Consider the following 18,155-nt stretch of genomic DNA (forward strand, 5'->3'; position numbering starts at 1 on the left):
AAGCTAAACGTTCACAGGACAGGTTCAACGGCTCGTGCACGTTCCCTTACTTTAGTACATGCGATATCTTCCGCTTAGAGCCAGCATGCTGAAAAAATACAGGCAATTGTCGTAATAACGTCGCTCTCCCTGACGCAGAGGTGTGTTCCAGAACTTGCGAACGAATGTGTCAGCATGTGGACCGTCCGCAGCCAGTGAAGCCATGGCATTGGTAGCCAGCAAACCTACAGGATGCAGTGAAGGTTCGTCGAAAGGTTCACCTTCTATTGTATAACGACGATAATCGGACATTTCAATATCACTGAAGAAGGATTGAATCCGATTGGATTGTTCGATCTGCCAGTGATCCTTACGGAACCATTCCCAGTCCAGCGCTATATTTGCAGCAACACGGTAGGCATCACTGTAAAAATGTCTGAAATCACCATGCGGCTGTATTGGAGCGGGAGAGCCGTCATAGTTCGCATATTCAGGTGATAGTCCGGTTACGGGATGGCAGGCTGTATGAAGGTAAGCCCGACTAGCGGCCGCCGCTTCTTTCCAGAAGCTCTGATCTTCTTCATCCGCATATTTCGCGAATAGCTCATAAAAATGAGGCAGATGGTAGGATGGGTCGCTAAACGGTGTTTCTGGTATGAATTTGATCAGTTTTGTTTCCGGGTCCCACATGGGATCACCTTCGCCGTCTTCGCCCTGATGTATACATGCACGAAGGATTTTGCGGGCTTGTGCCTTGTAATCATAAGGCTCAGCGCCATCGCCCCAGCGGTTGGAGGCAAAAAAAAGCGCCATGGCAAAAAACTCCTCACCATCAGGAGCAGGACCTTGTGAGAGTCGGGTTCCGTCAGGCTTGCAATGCCAGGCAAAATAATCTTTATAACGTCCCGCTTTATGTTGCATAAACGTGTGTGAGAAATTCCAGAGTCGATCAAATTCCTCTTTTTTGTCCATCTGAACAGCCATCATCATGCCATAGGACATGCCCTCGGAGCGAACATCGAGATTACCAGTGTCCAGAAAATAACCCTTGTCCTCACCCATGGGGTAATATATTCGAGTATTTTCATCGCCATAAAACAGCTCGTTCCATGTTTCTTCCAATCTGTACGTGATCTCATTTTCATCGTAACCTAGCTTCAAAAACAGATTTGTATATGTACCCGTATCCCAAGCGCCTTGACCCGTAATATTCATGAGAATCCTCCTTCATCAATGCGGTTTTTCAAAATTATAACATGGAAATAGTATACAAATTAAAGCGTTTACATGAAAAATTATAGGTGTTCTGATGTGCATGTCATTGTACTCAAATTAAAATGATATATTGGTTAAAATCCTATACTTTGTCAGGTTGTTGTAAAATTATGTAAGGGATACACTTTGGGAGAAGGATCACATCTGATCTAATAATAATACAAGCTGTGATTCTTTAAATGTTGTTTGAGGATGGTCAGAATCTAACCGGAAGGATGTGATGATGATTTATGCTCCAGGATTCAGGAGATGCAGGTGAAAACACGGAATTCACTGCACCGCGCGATCCAGTTGGAGTGACAGCGTCGGCAGTCAAGCCCGCAATTGATTTTGAGTCACCTAGATATCGCGACATGATTGGCCGATCTCTTCTGAACAAAGGAAATAATGTCAGATTAAAACGAGCCATTGAGAAGGCAAAAAACGGCGAACCTGTCGTTATCGCTTATATTGGAGGCTCCATTACCCATGGTGCTGGTGCAGTACCTATTCATCTCCAAAGTTACGCTTATCGGTCGTATGAGTCGTTCAAGTTTATGTTTGCGCTTTCAAAATATAGTCCGATTCATCTGATTAAAGCAGGTGTGGGTGGAACTCCTTCAGAACTGGGGATTGTACGTTATGATCGTGATGTGCTGAGGGGAGGTGCCGTTCAGCCGGATATTGTCATAATCGAATTCGCGGTCAATGACGCAGATGATGAAACCCAAGGTAAATGTTACGAGAGTCTGGTACTTAAAGCACTTACTGCCGATAACAAGCCAGCGGTCATCTTGTTATTCAGTGTATTCGAAAATGACTGGAATCTACAGGATCGTCTCGCTCCGGTAGGCTGGCATTATGATCTGCCAATGGTAAGTGTGAAAGATGCTGTCGTAGATCAGTTCAGTAAGACAAGAGGTGAAGGCAACGTTATTTCCAAAAAGCAATTTTTCCATGATATATATCATCCAACTAACATAGGGCATCGAATTATGGCCGATTGTTTGGAATATTTGTTCGACGTAACGAATCGTTCTGAGTGGGATGAGAAAGATCATGATATTGAAAAAGCTCCGCTAATTGGAAATGAATTTGTTAATGTGAAGCTGTTGGATCGGAAAAACGGCAATCACATTGCCCGAATCGATGCAGGCTCTTTTTGTAAAACAGACATGGATCTGCAGATGGCTGAGATGGATGCTCATGACTATGGTACACCTCAGTTTCCCAACAACTGGATGCGTACAGGAGAGGACAAAGAGGCTCAGAGCAGCTTTCGGATAAGTTTGCAGTGCAAGAGCCTCATTCTGATCTTCAAGGATTCTGGTAACGACGAATTCGGAACTGCACATATCAAGGTAGATGGGGTATTCGTCCAAAAAGTTGATCCTCGTCAAGTGAACTGGACCCATTGCCATGCCACACTTCTGCTTAACGAAGAGCATGTGGGGGAGCACTCCATCGAGATCGAAATGGTGGAAGGTCATGAACATAAATACTTCACTATTCTGGGTTTTGGCTATGTGGATTAACTGAAGACTGATAGTCACTCATATGTTCGGAGGAAAAGAGAATGAAATTGATCTCACCAGCAGTAACGGGATATGACCAGTATCGGGAGAATATACCACGTGGAGTCGTGGAGACGGTAGAGTATCCTTCCACCACGGTTGGCAATTCCCGTAAAGCGATGGTGTACACCCCACCAGAATTTTCTTCGACAACGATGTATCCTGTACTTTATCTTTTGCATGGTATTGGCGGAGACGAAACCGAATGGCATACTCATGGTTCTCCGCAAATTATTCTCGATAATCTGTACAACGATAATTTGCTTGAGCCGATGGTTATTGTTTTCCCCAACGGTCGCGCAATGTCGAATGACCGAGCCGAAGGAGACCTGTTTGAACCTGAGAAAATCAAAGCATTTAAACGGTTTGAATCCGATCTGCTCAACGATTTAATACCTTACATGGAGTCGAACTACCCTTTGCATAAAAGCCGGGATAAAAGGGCGATTGCTGGTTTATCCATGGGTGGAGGTCAATCCTTAAATATCGGATTAAGTAATCTAGACCATTTTGCATGGATCGGTGCTTTCTCCGCAGCCCCAAATACCAGAAGTCCGGAGCTACTTGTCCCTGATCTTTCGAAAGCGCCTTCATTACTCTCGCTGTTATGGATCTCTTGCGGTGAACAGGACAATCTAATAGAGATTAGTCTTGGGGTTCACCAATATTTGGCGCAACACGGAGTACCCCATATCTGGCATGAGGAAAGTGGAGGACATGATTGGCCCGTGTGGAAGAACGATCTTTATCTGTTTTCGCAACGTCTTTTCAAGTGAATTTGCTAAAAAACATTCATATCGGATTGTAGCATCAACCAAATCTATTAAAATATCAGGAGGTATCATCCATGTTCAAATTTGGCAAAAAATTAATGACCGTTGTTCTTGCAGCTTCCATGAGTTTTGGTGTCTTTGCAGCAACATCCAGCGCTGCAACAGATTATTGGCAAAATTGGACAGATGGTGGAGGAACGGTCAACGCTGTTAACGGATCAGGAGGGAACTATAGTGTAAACTGGCAGAATGTAGGTAACTTCGTTGTCGGTAAAGGGTGGACATATGGCACGCCTAATCGAGTGGTCAATTACAATGCCGGCGTATTCTCTCCTTCAGGTAACGGCTATCTCACTTTCTATGGTTGGACTAGAAACGCTCTAATTGAATATTACGTGGTGGATAGCTGGGGAACGTATCGTCCGACTGGCACGTACAAGGGCTCTATGACTAGTGATGGCGGCACATATGACATCTATACAACGATGAGATACAATGCACCTTCCATTGATGGTACGCAGACTTTCCCTCAGTATTGGAGTGTTAGACAGTCCAAGAAACCAATCGGAGTCAATTCTACCATCACGTTCAGTAATCATGTGAATGCATGGGCGAGCAAAGGGATGTACTTAGGCAACAGCTGGTCCTATCAGGTGATGGCAACGGAAGGTTATCAAAGTAGCGGAAGCGCAAACGTGACGGTTTGGTAAAAATGATGTGATGTAGTTCAACTTCTGCACCTGCATTTGAATTCAATTTTCCGGTAGCGTTGAGTAACGTTATTCTCCAAACTAACGGACCTCGACGTTGCCGGATTTAAGCTTAGTAAAGGAGAATAATTGAATGAGGAAGCTGGTATGGTTAACTTTAATCGCTATAGTCGTTAGTCTAAGTGCTTGTTCAGCAACTAATACCAAATTAAACGATGACTTGGTATTTGTCGAAGGGGGAGCCTTCAAAAGTAGTAAGCCGAGTCAGATTGATAGGAATGAAACGCTGGATTCCTTCTATATTGGCAAATACGAAGTAACTCAAAAAGAATGGATGGAGGTTATGGGGGAAAACCCTTCTGGCTTCAAGGGAGATGACATGCCTGTTGAAATGGTCAGCTGGTATGACGCAGTGGAATACTGTAATCAAAAAAGTATAAAAGAAAACCTGAAACCTTATTACAATATAGACAAAGACAACCAGGACACGAATAATCACAATGAAAACGACAATATAAAATGGATTGTAACGATCAACGAGGACGCCAACGGTTACCGTTTACCCACAGAGGCAGAATGGGAATACGCTGCAAGTGGAGGTCAAAAGAGCTTAAATTACACATACAGCGGAAGTAATAATCCTGATGAAGTTGCTTGGTACTGGGTAAATGCCGGAGAGAACATTCTGACGGGTGACTGGAGCTGGCCCGCTATTGAGAGCAACCGTAATCAAACCAAAAAAGTCGGAACTCAGAAGGCGAATGAGTTAGGAATCTATGATATGTCTGGGAATGTGAGAGAATGGTGCTGGGACTGGTACAGTGATTCGGAAATTCCCAATCAATCCTGGCGAGTTGTGAAAGGTGGAGGCTGGATTGGCGGTGTCAATAACAATGAAATATCATTTCGAGGCAAATTTGATGCAAATGGTTTTGGTCCCGATCAAGGATTCCGTATTGTGCGTGGAGAATGAAATGCCCTGCTTGTTAGTGGATTACTTCTGAACCCGACCTATAATTTGTCGGGTGAAAACCTATAGTTTATCAGGTTGTTGTACCAAAATGTAAGCGTTACACTTGAATTGTCATCCCGGCGCTTCGTTATAATCGGAGCGTTCTTATAGTTCGGTTCGGTCTGATAGAACCATTTCTATGTTATTGATTAATGACGATGGGACTGGTAGAAATTTTGTTCTCCAAGTTGTGCGAGCAGACAACAATCCTGCTGTTGTTCTGCTGTTTAGCGTTCTTACAGCAACTGGAATCTACCTGTTGATATAGATAAAATACATGCAGCTGATCAAGGATAAAAGTGAGGTGAGCTAATGTACAAGGTCATTGTCGCGGATGATGAGCCGTTTATGCTAGAAGGATGGAGAACAATGATTGACTGGCGAGCTTGTGGATATGAACTCTGCGGAACGGCAACAGATGGGGAGGAAGCACTTGCTTTATTCAACTCGGTTGAACCGGATCTTGTCGTCACTGATATTCAAATGCCTGTTATGGATGGTCTTGGTTTGATTCACACCTTGCGAGAAGATCTCGCCTATACCTCTAAAATTGTTATCGTTACAGGATACTCCGATTTTAATTACGCGAAGCAAGCCATACGGTATCAGGTCGATCAGTACGTGCTTAAACCTCTTGTTCCCGAGGAGATCCATCAAATCCTTATGGAAATGATTGAACCTCTGGACAAACGCAGAAATGAGCAAAAACAGAAAAATGGAGTCACGGTTACAGATGAAACCTATGAGAATCATCTTAATGAATATCGAATAAGCGAAGAATATGATTTAGAGCAAATGATGAATATCTCCAAAGAGATCTTGGCGTTGATTGAAGCAGAAAACACGTATTCCATCGATAATGCAGTGAGTGCACTGTTAGAGAAAAGTGAGAAGGCAGAGGTTTCGTTGGAATGGATACATCATGTCATTCGATATATCCATGGGGAGTTGCTACGAAAATATGGAAAAAGAGAGGGTTGCAGAGAAATACTATGTGAAAAAGAATGGCATGAGGCTGCGAGTTGGTCTTCCGGCACATTGCAAGACCTGTGTGTTCGACTGTCCGAGCAACTTTCCCAGTCTGAATTGAAGCAAAAGACGGGTACGGGAGGGCTGGTTTCAGAAGCAGTGAATGAATTGAAGCAACACTATCGAAGTAAAATTAAATTACAAGATGTAGCTAATCGTATTCACGTGAATTCTGCCTACCTGGGTCAACAGTTCAAGCGGGAGATGGGGGTCAGTTTCAGTGACTATGTGCACCAGCTTCGTGTTGAGGAGGCCCGTAAACTTCTGCGACGTACCAATATGAAGATCACTGACATTGCATTCAGGCTAGGATATCATGATGCTGAATATTTCACCCAAAAGTTCAGAGCGCATACAGGGGAGCTTCCGTCAGTCTATAAAAACAAAAACCAAGGGTGATTATATGCGTCATAAATTCTGGATGTTCAGTAAGGTTAATGATATTCCTCTCCGATCCAAATTTCTGCTTATTTATGTACTTAGTATTCTCCTTCCTGTAATAACGATTAATATCTTCTTTTATGAACGAACCTCTGCGGATATCAAGATTAGAGAACAGGAAAATCTGCGTAAATCCATCGACAGGGCTGCGGGGGAACTGCTAGGCATGATTGATGAGAGCGTTGCCCTGAGCCGAATTATTGCAGCAGACGATTCGCTCTATGAGGCACTGGATCGGACCTATCACTCCCCCGTGGATTATTACAACGTCTACCATGCATTCCTGCGAGATAAATTAACACGGTACATGTCAGCGAATATTCTGGAGGTGCGTATCTATACGGATAACGATACCATTCAGACGGGCAGTCATTATATCGTGATGAAAGACAAGAATGTACTCCCTGGATTGAAACAGCTGAAATCGACCAGTGGAGGCATTCTTGTCGTTGATTATATTGAGCCATCCGGATTTAACGCGGGAAGAAGAATCAGTGTGATTGGCAAAATGGATACCTATACTTCCTATGCCAATTACAACAAGTATTCCAAGATTGATCTGGAACTTAGCCGGGTGTATAGCATTTTAAATCGTGAATCAGACAGTCTTCAGCTGCGTCTGGTGGACAGCAACAATCGAACTGTCGTTTCAAGTGGGGAATTCAGCGAAACCGACTTATCCCCCCTTGATAATGAATCAATGCTCAAGGAATCTGGAGATTCTGCTTACACGCTCGAAAAATCGTTGGGGAATCTAGCCTACCTAAAGGGTTGGAAATTGATTGGAGTTGCCGATACGCGTCACCTTGACCATCTTTTGCAAGAAGCCTTTAAATCAATTCTGGGGTTGCTTGCATTAAGTATTGTGGTCCCCTCTGTATTAATCTACATTATTTTGCGTTCCTACCACTATCGGATTCGCAAGTTATCCAGACATATGGAGAAGGTTCGTAACGAACGATTCGATCTGATTGAAATTCACGAAGGCCGCGACGAAATCGGTGGGCTTATTCGTACATTTAACATCATGATTGGTAAAATTCATACGCTGATTAATGACGTATATAAACTGGAAATCCGTCAAAAAGATCTGGAGCTGGATCAAGTGAGGACTGAATTGTCGATGCTCCAGAGTCAGATGAATCCCCATTTTTTATTTAACACATTGAATGCTTTGCTGGTCGTTAGTACGAAGAATGGATATACGGAAGTCATTGAGATTATTAAAAGTCTGTCCAAACTGATGCGACAGTTGCTCAGTCATTCTGACAATCTGATTCCTTTGCAAGAAGAGCTGGAATTTACGAATCTTTATCTCCAGATTGAGAAGTTTCGCTTTGGAGAGCTGTTTGATTACACCTTCGAGGTTGATCCTGATGCAGCTTCGTTGCTTATTCCCCGAATGAGTATTCAACCGCTCGTCGAAAATGCCTGCAAACACGGCTTGCAGGCTCGAAAAAATGGAAGACAAATCAAGATAACGGCGAGTCGAAACTCTTCTGAACTGGTTATTCAGGTGATCGATAATGGAATCGGTATGGATGCAGGGAGATTAACCGAGCTCCTGCGAGATATTCGTTCTGAAAGACCCAGGAACGGCGAGCATGTAGGACTCCGCAATGTCTACCGCAGGTTGGAACTCTTTTATGAAGGAAATGCGATATTTGATCTAAGCAGTGTACCTGGAGAGGAAACCGTTGCAGGGTACCGTATACCGATCTCCAAGCTGGAACAGAGGAAATAGGAGGTAAACTCTCATGTACAAAGTACTGTTAGTCGATGATGAACCTTATGCCATTGAAGGGTTACAGCTTCTGATCAATTGGGAAAAGTATGGTTTCGAAATCAGAGGCGTATGCGCTAACGGTGAGGAAGCCATTCGTATGATGGAACAAGATCGACCTGATCTCGTGGTGACAGACATTCGTATGCCTGTGATGAATGGGCTGGAACTTGTAGAAGAAGCACGACGATTGGAACATGAGTCTGTGCTGTTTGTCATCACGAGTGGATACAGTGACTTTAATTATGCCAGACAAGCTATTCGATTAGGTGTCTCCAACTATCTAACCAAACCGGTTGACAGTACAGAAGCAGAGGATATGTTGGTCCGTCTCCGTATGCAATTGCAGGAGCGTGAAACCCAGGAGCGTATAAGAGGACAAGCAAACGAGCAAAGGATCAAAGCGTTTTTGTCTGCACTGATTAAGGATAAGCAAAATATATCGGAGGAGGAGATGTCAGAGATCCTTCCTCGTTTGAACAAGTCCCATTGGGCATACCTGCGGATAGCCTTTCAGGGAGATATTCAGGAAGTCTGTTCAGTAGCCGAACAAACGGCTGAAGAAACAACTTGCTGTTATATGATAGACAGAACAAGAGACTCATTCGGACTTGTATGGGGGGAGGAAACGAATGATAGAAATGAGACATTTGAAGCAATTAAAGCTTTTACCCAGCGTTTGATGAACAATATGCAACATAACGGCTGCGAAGAAATTCATATCGCGGTTGGATTAACGGTCAACAAACTGGAGCATTTATCTGAATCCTTCCGCTCCGCTCAGGAAGTTGGGCGTTATTTGTTTTTTAATCAAGAGCGTCTTTTGTTTGCCGAAGATATTCAGCTGGAGAATTGGCAGTTTGATCCGGAAACGCTGTCAGAGGTGGACCATATTTGCGATTTGCTTGAAAACGGTTCTGTAGAGGAACTCTCGTCTGCGATTCGGAGTGCTTTTGAACTGTTTGTACAGATGAAGGCTGCGCCAGAGATTGTACATATTTTCTCTACCCATATTATATTCCGCGGACTGTCCCTGTGTAGAGAATTAGGAGGAGAACCTAATGCTCTAATGAATGAATTGGCGAGCGGAATTCTGGAGAAGGGCCATCGAAATATAGAAGAGGTTGCTAACAATCTGGAACATTTCTGTTTGCAATGCAAGTCAGAACTGGCAATTTTCCGGGAGAGGCAAATGGGTGGCATCCAGGCGACGGTTGCTGAATATGTGCAGATGCATTACAGAGAGACATTTACGATCCAAGAGCTTGCAGAACGATTCTACGTGAATCCTGTCCATTTAGGGCAATCCTTTTTGCGAAAGTATGGTAAGGGTGTGATCGAGGTAGTACATGATTTAAGAATGGAAGAAGCGAAGCGTCTGCTCCAGCAGACGAATCAAACATCCAGTGCGATTGCAGAGCAGGTAGGGTACCGCAGTTACCAGCATTTTCTCAGACACTTCGAAAAACGAACAGGCATGAAACCAGTAGAATACAGGCAAAAGTATGCGAATTGATCCATGAAAAAGAAGAACCCCTCCTGAATAAGACCTACAATTACAGGGGGGTAGACCTTAAATGTATATATTTTGTAACCGCATACATTTCTTCATACTAAAAACAGTAAGACATACCACTTCCAAGGAGGGCAAGTACATGGGGGGACTTAAGAAAAAGAAGCTTTGGGGTTCCGTATCACTCGTTCTGGCTTTGAGTTTGGCACTGGCAGGATGCAGCGGTGACAATGAGAAAGCGACTACAAAGGATGGGAAAGAGGTACTGAACATCTCGGCCTTTATCGGAACGCCAAATCAGGCGCCAGCTAAAGATAACCGAATCTACAAGAAGATTCAGGATGAACTCGGCGTTAATCTTGAGATGGAGTTTCTAGTAGGTGATCTTCAACAGAAGTTGGGCGTTATGATTGCCGGGGGCGATTTCCCGGATCTGATCACAGCAGACACCAAGTTGGTCTCAGCGGGTGCGGTTATTCCGCTCGAAGATCTCATTGAAGAGCATGCACCTAATCTAAAGAAACATTTCGGTAAAGACTGGAACCGGATGAAAGATTCCAGTGACGGACATATTTACTGGTTGCCTAACTATGGAGTGTATACAGGGGAGTTCATTAGTAACTATTATTCTGGTCCTGCATTCTGGATCCAAAAGTCCATACTGAAGGATGCCGGGTACCCAACTCCAAAAACGTTGGATGATTTCACCAAGTTGATCCGTGATTATGCAGCCAAGAATCCAACGATTGATGGTCAACCGACGATTGGTTTCACTACATTGGCTTCAGACTGGCGGACGTTCCCTTTGCTTAACCCACCTGAACATCTTACGGGTCACCCCAACGACGGGGGCGTAGTCGTAGATGATAGTGGAGTCGCAACCGTGTTTGCCGACAAAGATATCTCCAAACGGTATTATAAAGAACTAAACAATCTGTACAACGAGGGATTGCTGGATAAAGAAGCCTTTGTTCAGAACTACGATCAATATCTGGCCAAAATTTCTTCGGGACGTGTGCTTAGCATGTTCGACCAGCACTGGAATTTCCAAGCCGGCGAAGACCCACTCGTAGCACAGGGGAAAATTGGCCAGACATACGTAGGCTTCCCGCTTGTCTATGATACAAGTATCACAGATCATTATCTGGATCGTCCGGTCATTAACTTGAACAATGGTTTTGGTATCAGTAAAGATGCTGAAGACCCTGTCGCACTCATCAAATTCCTCGATAAGCTTATGGACGAGAAGTACCAGAAGCTCTTGTCATGGGGTGAAGAGGGTGTAGACTATCAAGTGAATGAAGAGGGAAGATTCTATCGTACACCAGAGCAACGGACAGAGCAGGATGATCCAGCATGGAGATTGGTTAACAAAGCTGAAGGTTTCTACGCTGCTGCACCGAAGCTCGAAGGAACATTTGAAGATGGCAATGCAATTGGAGCGATCAACCAACCTGAGGAATTCTATGACAACCTCAAACCGGAAGATAAAGAACTTCTGGATGCATACGGCTTCAAAACGTGGAGTGACTTCTTCTCTCCTGCACCAGAAAATCCAGTGTACTATCCAGCATGGCAGGTCGATCTGAAAGAAGGCTCTGATGCTGCGGTAGCGAACAAACAAATGACAGACACCTCATTGAAATTCTTGCCTAAAGCAATCATGTCAAAACCGAATGAGTTCGATAACATTTGGACTGAATATGTAGACGCTTACAAGAAGATCGATGTCAAATCCTATGAAGATCGGATTAATGAACAACTGAAATGGAGAATCGAGAACTGGTCTGTTAAATAAAAAAATGCGGCAATGATTCTCTCGGAAGGTATCAACCAAAGGATTACTCAGGCGAGTGCCTTCCGGGGACATCATGCTTAAAGTCGCTGCAAGCCAATAGGAGGAGTGAAAGATGGCGAACACGCCTGGAGCCATACCAGAGCAAACCACCCGTACAGTCGTACCCAAAGCACCACTGTTAAAACGATTGCGCGGACAAAGACAACTCATGTTCATGTCATTGCCCATCGTTGCGTACATTCTCGTATTCTCGTATTATCCCATTTGGGGCTGGGTTATGGCCTTTCAGAATTACAGTCCTGCGAAGAGTTTCACGCAGCAGGAATGGGTCGGGCTCAAACACTTTAAGTTTTTGCTAACAGACGATGCATTTCTTAACGTGCTTCGTAATACCATTGCGATGAGCGTCATCAATATGGTGCTCGGATTTGCGACAGCCATTATATTTGCCATTTTACTTAATGAGATCAAACATAAGTTATATAAACGAACCATTCAAACAATATCGTATTTACCTCACTTTCTCTCATGGATTATTGTGACAGGTATCGTAGCAAGTTCACTATCTGTAGATGGTGGGATTGTGAATGTGGTACTCATGAAGCTGCATATCATTCAAGAACCTATCATGTGGCTTAGCGTTCCGGAATACTTCTGGGGCATTGTAGGCGCATCCCATGTATGGAAAGAAGTTGGCTGGAATGCCATTATTTATTTGGCGGCCATCACATCTATCGATCCTTCCCTCTATGAAGCGGCAGAGATTGATGGTGCGAACCGATATAAGAAAATGCTGTATGTGACCTTACCCGGAATCAAATCCATTGTTATCATTTTGCTGATCATGAATATGGGCTGGATTTTGGAAGCTGGATTCGAGGTTCAGTATCTGTTAGGTAATGGTGTGGTTGTCGACTGGTCACAGACGATAGATATATTTGTCCTGAAATACGGACTACAGATCGGGAATTATTCTTTGGCTACTGCGGCAGGTATCTTCAAAACAGTAGTTAGTATCACGCTGATCTTTGCGGCGAATTCAATTTCCAAACGGCTCGGGGAAGACCGATTAATATAAGGGGGACTAGAGATGGGAATCAATAAATCTCGGCTTGAACCGATTGTCTTCCATACGTTAAATGGTATACTGATGATCGCAATCGCGATTGTTACCCTGTATCCGTTTGTGAATACACTCGCCGTATCATTCAATGCCGGTAATGACACCATCCGAGGTGGGATTTATCTGTGGCCTCGGGTATGGACAGATCAAAACTACAGAGCAGTATTTGCAGGAGGGACCATCTTCAGCGCCTTTGGTATATCTGTGGCGAGAACGGTTTTGGGGACAGTGTTAAGTCTATTCTTAACCTCCATGCTGGCTTACACACTAAGCCGAAAAGATTATATATTACGAAAGCCCATTACCATTACAGTTGTTCTTACGATGTATTTTAGTGCAGGTCTTATTCCAACTTACTTCCTAATGAAAGATTTGCATTTGTTAAACAACTTCCTGGTGTACATTATTCCTGGGCTGATCAGTGCCTTTAATATGATCGTTATTCGAACCTATATCCAGACACTACCCGAGGGATTGATCGAATCCGCCAAAATTGATGGTGCTGGAGATTTCAGAACATTCATTTCCATTATTCTACCGCTGTGCCAACCGGTTCTCGCTACTGTTGCACTGTTCATTGCAGTCGGTCAATGGAACTCTTGGTTTGATACGTTTCTGTATGCATCTTCCAAACAAAACCTAAGCACGCTGCAATATGAGTTGATGAAACTATTATCATCTTCTATGAATTCCAACAGCAGTGCAGCCGTTGCCAATGGTGCAGATCTTGGTGCTGCGCGTAACATGGTCACACCTGTATCTATTCGGGCAGCGATTACGATTGTTGCGGCATTACCCATCTTAGTCGTATATCCATTTTTGCAGAAGTATTTCGTTCATGGCTTGCAGCTTGGAGGGGTAAAAGAGTAAACTTAATGCAGTTCCAGATAACCGATCAAAAACGGTCACTAGGTGACCGTTTTTTTCATGTTTTTTAAACGCCGGACTTTAGTATTTTAATTGCACACGAATCTAACTTATTCAATAATGTTGTTGACAATTAAATTAAAGTTACTATAATTTATATTTACTTGATTCACCAGTCAGTCTCTTTTCAGGGTGCCACTGCGCGCGAAAGCCCTATATCAAGAACTGTCCACAGCGCCTGACCATCCCGAGCTCTTACCATTTTATCAAGGAGACTGAAGAGAAAATGAAAGTATTAATTGTGGAAGACTCCATTTTCGTACAGAAATTGCTTACAAAGCTGATTGTTGATCATATTCCAGCATGCGAAATTCAGATTGCTAACAATGGAGAGCAAGGATACAACCTATTTAAAGAATTTCAACCTGATTTTATAACCACCGATCTGCTGATGCCTGGTTTGAACGGACAAGAAATGCTTCGTATGATTCGAGAAACGGATAGCAATGTCAAAATTATTATCTTATCTGCAGATATTCAGAAGACAACTAGGGATGAAGTTGAAATGCTGGGCATTTCTGGCTTCCTGAATAAACCGTTAACCGCAGAGAAGGCAACTACCATGATTCAACTGATTCAGGCGGCCTATCATGCTGAATGATTTACAAAAGGATTTGCTGACTGAACTTGTGAACGTTTACGTGGGACAAGCGGCTAACATGTTGTCAGAGATTGTAGACAAGCGTATCGTTTTGAATATTCCGGAAGTGGAACTAATCTCCATATCCGATGTTGATCCTGGAGATCGAAGATACAACATTTTCTTCAGTGAAGGTCACCTGTTTAGATCATCCTTACAGTTTGGATACGAATTTCAGGGAAAAGCATTTCTGATGTTTCCTGTTGAGCAGGCTAAAGTATTGGCAAACATCTGTCTTGGAGAACTGGGTGAGAGCGTTATACCGAACGATCCGAACCTGATGGATACGGATTTGGACGTTTTGAAGGAAGTTAGCAATGTCCTGCTTAACGCCATTATTGGAGAATTCGGTAATTTTCTGGAGATCAAACTGGAATACGTTCTGCCTGATATTGAACTGATCTATGTCACCAATTCCGATCAACAAATATTGCTTCAGAATGAAGTCTACGTCCTGGTTTTACATACCTCGTTTTTACTTGCCGATACGGATGTGACAGGAATCATTGTCATAGCATTAAGTATGAACTCCATATCGAGCCTGCTGGCCAAAATGGACGCTTTGTTGGAGGCGGACAATGGATAATCTTATATCACAAGCTTTGAACAAAGCCCATATGGGAATAATGATCGTGGACAGGCATTTGAAAATTGTTGTGTGGAATGCCTGGTTGGAACGTTTTACTGGCAAGAATGTTGAAGAGGTAGTAGGCTTAAATCTGCTTGAGGTCTGCCCACGGTTTAAGTCAAATATGTATTTAAATATTTTGCAAAATGCGCTGTATCATGGACAGAGCAGATTTTGCTCAAGCGCGTTACATAAGGCATTCATTCTTCCTAATGAAGGAGAGGATGAACAATTATTCAGACAAAATATGCATGTTGAACCGCTCTATCATGAAGATCGGAGTTATGCCCTTATTCAGATTACTGACATGACTAACACCAATACCAGGGTATATAAACTTAAAAATCTGATCAAAGAACTGGAGACGGAGTACGCCAAAATCAAAATCTCCGAGAAAATCAGCAAGCATTTGTCTTTGCATGATCCACTTACCGGTCTGCCTAATCGTCTTGCTTATAATGACCGTCTTGCCTGGGCCATCAGTAATGCCCAAAGAAACCATAACAAACTAGCCGTCATGTTTGTGGATGCTGATGGGTTTAAACAAGTGAATGATACATATGGACACCATGTTGGTGATCAAGTGTTGCTGGAAATGGCAAAGCGATTAAGCGAAACAATTCCAAGTACGGACACTGTAGCTCGGCTTGGCGGGGACGAATTCATCATTTTAAGCCATCTGAAAGATGATCACGATGCTGAAGTCATCGCCAAAAGATTGGAAGCTGCATTCAGTACCCATTTCAAAATTGCCGGAAACTATATCAACCTTTCGATGAGTATTGGTATCAGCCTATTTCCCAAGCATGGACAGGAGCCTTCCGAACTTCTGAGACATGCGGATGGAGCCATGTACAAGATTAAAAAGAATGGCAAGAATGGTTATGGAATTTATGAGCCTGAAAATGTTTAAAAAATCTAAAAATGCCTTTTAATAAAGTTGCTACAATAGCAACTTTATTTGTCTATAAGGAGAAGTCGAACAGAGGCGATAGTCAGAACAGTACCAAAAGCAAGGAGAAAAACGCCTCTAAACTTGATACCCATCATATCGTATTCATGAAGTTCATCCTTCGTACGATTAAAAGGCCATGAATTAGGTCGTCTCAGTGCTCTAACCCCAAAGAATAAACCAATCATTCCAATCAACAGAAAGAAAAAGAAGAAAAACATATCATCCCTCCTTTAAACAAAGATAAGTAATATGGAAGCCTAGTTTAAGTTGCTTAGCCGTATTCTTTGCCAAAGTCCTCCATCTTTTCAAGGATCGGTAGTAACTTCATTCCCTTGTCTGTTAACGAATACTCAACTCGCGGAGGAACTTCCGGATATACATCACGTTGAATAACACCATCATTCTCCAACTCTTTAAGCTGCTTTGTGAGGGAGCCTTGAGACAAATCTCCAAGGAATTTTTTGATATCCGTATATCGACGTGTTTCGTCTTTTAGGTACCATAAGATAAAATATTTCCAACGCCCAGAAAGGACATTCTGAGTAAAAGCTATGGCGTACATGTCACTTTTTCCATCTATAAACTCTTGTTCAAATCCTTCATTGCAAACTCTCATTCATATCACTCCTGATCCAAAGGTACAAAAAGATGTACTATGTTCATTTAAATTGCCCTCTTTGCTAACAAAACAAATACACCTATGATGGTGTCAACACCAAAACAATTTTAGTTTACCTAAAGTGTGAAAGAATAATTATTGTTATCTCGATTGAATAGTTAGCAAGCTAAATAAATATATCATAGAAATGAGTGACTGATAAGGGCTGGAAACAAACTGATATTCGATCATACTGTAAATTTTAACAAGGGAGATGTTTAACAATGAATAAAAAAATTCGTACAGGTATCATAGGGGCATCAATTAATAACGGATGGGCGAGTGGCACACATATTCCAGCTATTGAGCACCTGGATGAGTTCGAGCTTACCGCAGTGGGAACAAGTAATATGCCAAGTGCAAAGAAGAGCGCAGAAGCTTTCTATGCAGATCACGGCTTTGATAATATGGAGGAGTTGGCTCAGCATCCTGATGTGGATATGGTCGTTGTCAGTATTAATGTCAAGGAACATTATAACGCCGTTAAAGCCGTCGTGCCTGCTGGCAAACCAATCTATTGTGAATGGCCACTTGGGTCGAATACAGAGGAAGCGCTTGAAATGCAGGAATGGATAGCGTCCGCACAACTACCAAATGCGATCGGATTACAGGCTAGACAAGCCCCGGCCGTTCAATATGTAAAAGATCTATTGGCAGAAGGTTATGTGGGTAAAGTGTTATCTGCCAACCTGAAGATCTCCATAGATGGTATGGGGGGCGTTGGTGACAAGTCGAGTGCGTACTTGTATGACCGGAAAGTTGGAGGGAACTTGCTGACCATTGTAGGGGGACATAATCTGGATGCCTTTACCTACATGCTTGGGGACTTTACAGAATTGTCTGCCACCACAGCTCAACAGTTTCCAGAAGTAGAATTGGTAGATATTCAGAAAGTCATCAAGAAAACAACGGATGATCAGATCATGATTACAGGGAAATTGACTAATGGGGCAGCAGCCAGTGTTCATATTCAAGGTGGAGTCAAACATCAGACAGGACTCACACTTGAAATTTTCGGAGACAACGGCACGATTGTGCTGAGCGCCCCTGCATCCATTCAATTCGGATCACATCAATTACGCGGTGCAGGATCTACGGACAACGAGCTTCGTGAACTAACCATTCCCGATGCCTATTACTCGGCTCCACATTCTCTATATAACGACTCCGGAATTGTTCTGAACATGGCTCAGGCTTATCGTAAGTTTGCCAAAGATATTCAAGAAGGTACTACCTTAGCACCTACTTTCGCGGATGCGGTGAAACTTCATCTGTTACTGGATGCCGTCGAGAAATCAGCCCAGACCGGTGAACGTCAATATCTATAACCCTCACTCAACGGAACAAAATCCGATCCA

At 43.1% G+C, this 18,155-nt stretch carries 16 protein-coding genes; 14 read left to right on the forward strand and 2 right to left on the reverse strand.

Going from position 1 to position 18,155, the window contains the following annotated elements:
* Nucleotides 1-51 precede the first annotated feature (51 nt).
* Nucleotides 52-1,194, reverse strand: a complete 1,143-nt coding sequence (locus MKY44_RS13400; RefSeq protein WP_341007448.1) for a glycosyl hydrolase family 8 — start codon at nucleotides 1,192-1,194, stop codon at nucleotides 52-54.
* Between the two features lie 290 nt (nucleotides 1,195-1,484).
* On the opposite strand from MKY44_RS13400, the gene MKY44_RS13405 reads away from it, so the two are divergent.
* The 13 genes from MKY44_RS13405 to MKY44_RS13465 all read left to right on the forward strand — a co-directional run bounded on the left by MKY44_RS13405 (nucleotide 1,485) and on the right by MKY44_RS13465 (nucleotide 16,097).
* On the forward strand, nucleotides 1,485-2,768 hold the full coding sequence (locus tag MKY44_RS13405; protein WP_341007449.1) for an SGNH/GDSL hydrolase family protein: 1,284 nt from the start codon (nucleotides 1,485-1,487) through the stop codon (nucleotides 2,766-2,768).
* 41 nt (nucleotides 2,769-2,809) lie between these two features.
* Nucleotides 2,810-3,583: an alpha/beta hydrolase gene (locus MKY44_RS13410; RefSeq protein ID WP_341007450.1), complete on the forward strand. Its 774-nt coding sequence runs from the start codon at nucleotides 2,810-2,812 to the stop codon at nucleotides 3,581-3,583.
* Nucleotides 3,584-3,654: 71 nt separating this feature from the next.
* Nucleotides 3,655-4,290, forward strand: a complete 636-nt coding sequence (locus MKY44_RS13415) for a glycoside hydrolase family 11 protein (protein WP_338594745.1) — start codon at nucleotides 3,655-3,657, stop codon at nucleotides 4,288-4,290.
* Between the two features lie 133 nt (nucleotides 4,291-4,423).
* Complete coding sequence (locus MKY44_RS13420) at nucleotides 4,424-5,263, forward strand: formylglycine-generating enzyme family protein (RefSeq protein WP_341007451.1); 840 nt, start codon at nucleotides 4,424-4,426, stop codon at nucleotides 5,261-5,263.
* Between the two features lie 351 nt (nucleotides 5,264-5,614).
* The gene (locus MKY44_RS13425) at nucleotides 5,615-6,730 is read left to right on the forward strand and encodes a response regulator transcription factor (protein ID WP_341007452.1); all 1,116 of its coding nucleotides are present in this window, start codon (nucleotides 5,615-5,617) and stop codon (nucleotides 6,728-6,730) included.
* Nucleotides 6,731-6,734: 4 nt separating this feature from the next.
* Complete coding sequence (locus MKY44_RS13430) at nucleotides 6,735-8,516, forward strand: sensor histidine kinase (protein ID WP_341007453.1); 1,782 nt, start codon at nucleotides 6,735-6,737, stop codon at nucleotides 8,514-8,516.
* A gap of 13 nt (nucleotides 8,517-8,529) precedes the next feature.
* Complete coding sequence (locus MKY44_RS13435) at nucleotides 8,530-10,071, forward strand: response regulator (protein WP_341007454.1); 1,542 nt, start codon at nucleotides 8,530-8,532, stop codon at nucleotides 10,069-10,071.
* A 139-nt stretch (nucleotides 10,072-10,210) separates the two neighbouring features.
* The gene (locus tag MKY44_RS13440; protein ID WP_341007455.1) at nucleotides 10,211-11,866 is read left to right on the forward strand and encodes a sugar ABC transporter substrate-binding protein; all 1,656 of its coding nucleotides are present in this window, start codon (nucleotides 10,211-10,213) and stop codon (nucleotides 11,864-11,866) included.
* Nucleotides 11,867-11,978: 112 nt separating this feature from the next.
* Nucleotides 11,979-12,944, forward strand: coding sequence for an ABC transporter permease (locus MKY44_RS13445; RefSeq protein ID WP_017688458.1), 966 nt, complete (start codon nucleotides 11,979-11,981; stop codon nucleotides 12,942-12,944).
* A 12-nt stretch (nucleotides 12,945-12,956) separates the two neighbouring features.
* A complete protein-coding gene (locus MKY44_RS13450) occupies nucleotides 12,957-13,859 on the forward strand; it encodes a carbohydrate ABC transporter permease (RefSeq protein ID WP_017688457.1) in 903 nt (300 codons plus the stop codon).
* Between the two features lie 283 nt (nucleotides 13,860-14,142).
* Nucleotides 14,143-14,517 carry a response regulator transcription factor gene (locus MKY44_RS13455; RefSeq protein WP_091016260.1) on the forward strand — a complete coding sequence of 125 codons (375 nt, stop codon included), beginning with the start codon at nucleotides 14,143-14,145 and terminating at the stop codon, nucleotides 14,515-14,517.
* Nucleotides 14,507-15,142, forward strand: a complete 636-nt coding sequence (locus MKY44_RS13460) for a hypothetical protein (RefSeq protein ID WP_017688455.1) — start codon at nucleotides 14,507-14,509, stop codon at nucleotides 15,140-15,142. The genes MKY44_RS13455 and MKY44_RS13460 overlap by 11 nt, the downstream gene beginning before the upstream one ends.
* Entirely contained in the window at nucleotides 15,135-16,097 is a 963-nt protein-coding gene (locus tag MKY44_RS13465; RefSeq protein WP_341007456.1) for a sensor domain-containing diguanylate cyclase, read from the forward strand. The genes MKY44_RS13460 and MKY44_RS13465 overlap by 8 nt, the downstream gene beginning before the upstream one ends.
* A gap of 313 nt (nucleotides 16,098-16,410) precedes the next feature.
* Here MKY44_RS13465 and MKY44_RS13470 read toward each other — a convergent pair whose 3' ends face one another.
* Nucleotides 16,411-16,755 (reverse strand): winged helix-turn-helix transcriptional regulator, encoded by a 345-nt coding sequence (locus tag MKY44_RS13470; protein ID WP_074095086.1) that lies wholly within the window; start codon nucleotides 16,753-16,755, stop codon nucleotides 16,411-16,413.
* 266 nt (nucleotides 16,756-17,021) lie between these two features.
* Here MKY44_RS13470 and MKY44_RS13475 point away from each other — a divergent pair, with 266 nt between their 5' ends.
* The gene (locus MKY44_RS13475) at nucleotides 17,022-18,125 is read left to right on the forward strand and encodes a Gfo/Idh/MocA family protein (protein WP_341007457.1); all 1,104 of its coding nucleotides are present in this window, start codon (nucleotides 17,022-17,024) and stop codon (nucleotides 18,123-18,125) included.
* The last annotated feature ends 30 nt before the right edge of the window (nucleotides 18,126-18,155 follow it).

This window comes from Paenibacillus sp. FSL R7-0026 (genome assembly GCF_038004485.1).
Classification (GTDB): domain Bacteria; phylum Bacillota; class Bacilli; order Paenibacillales; family Paenibacillaceae; genus Paenibacillus; species Paenibacillus xylanexedens_A.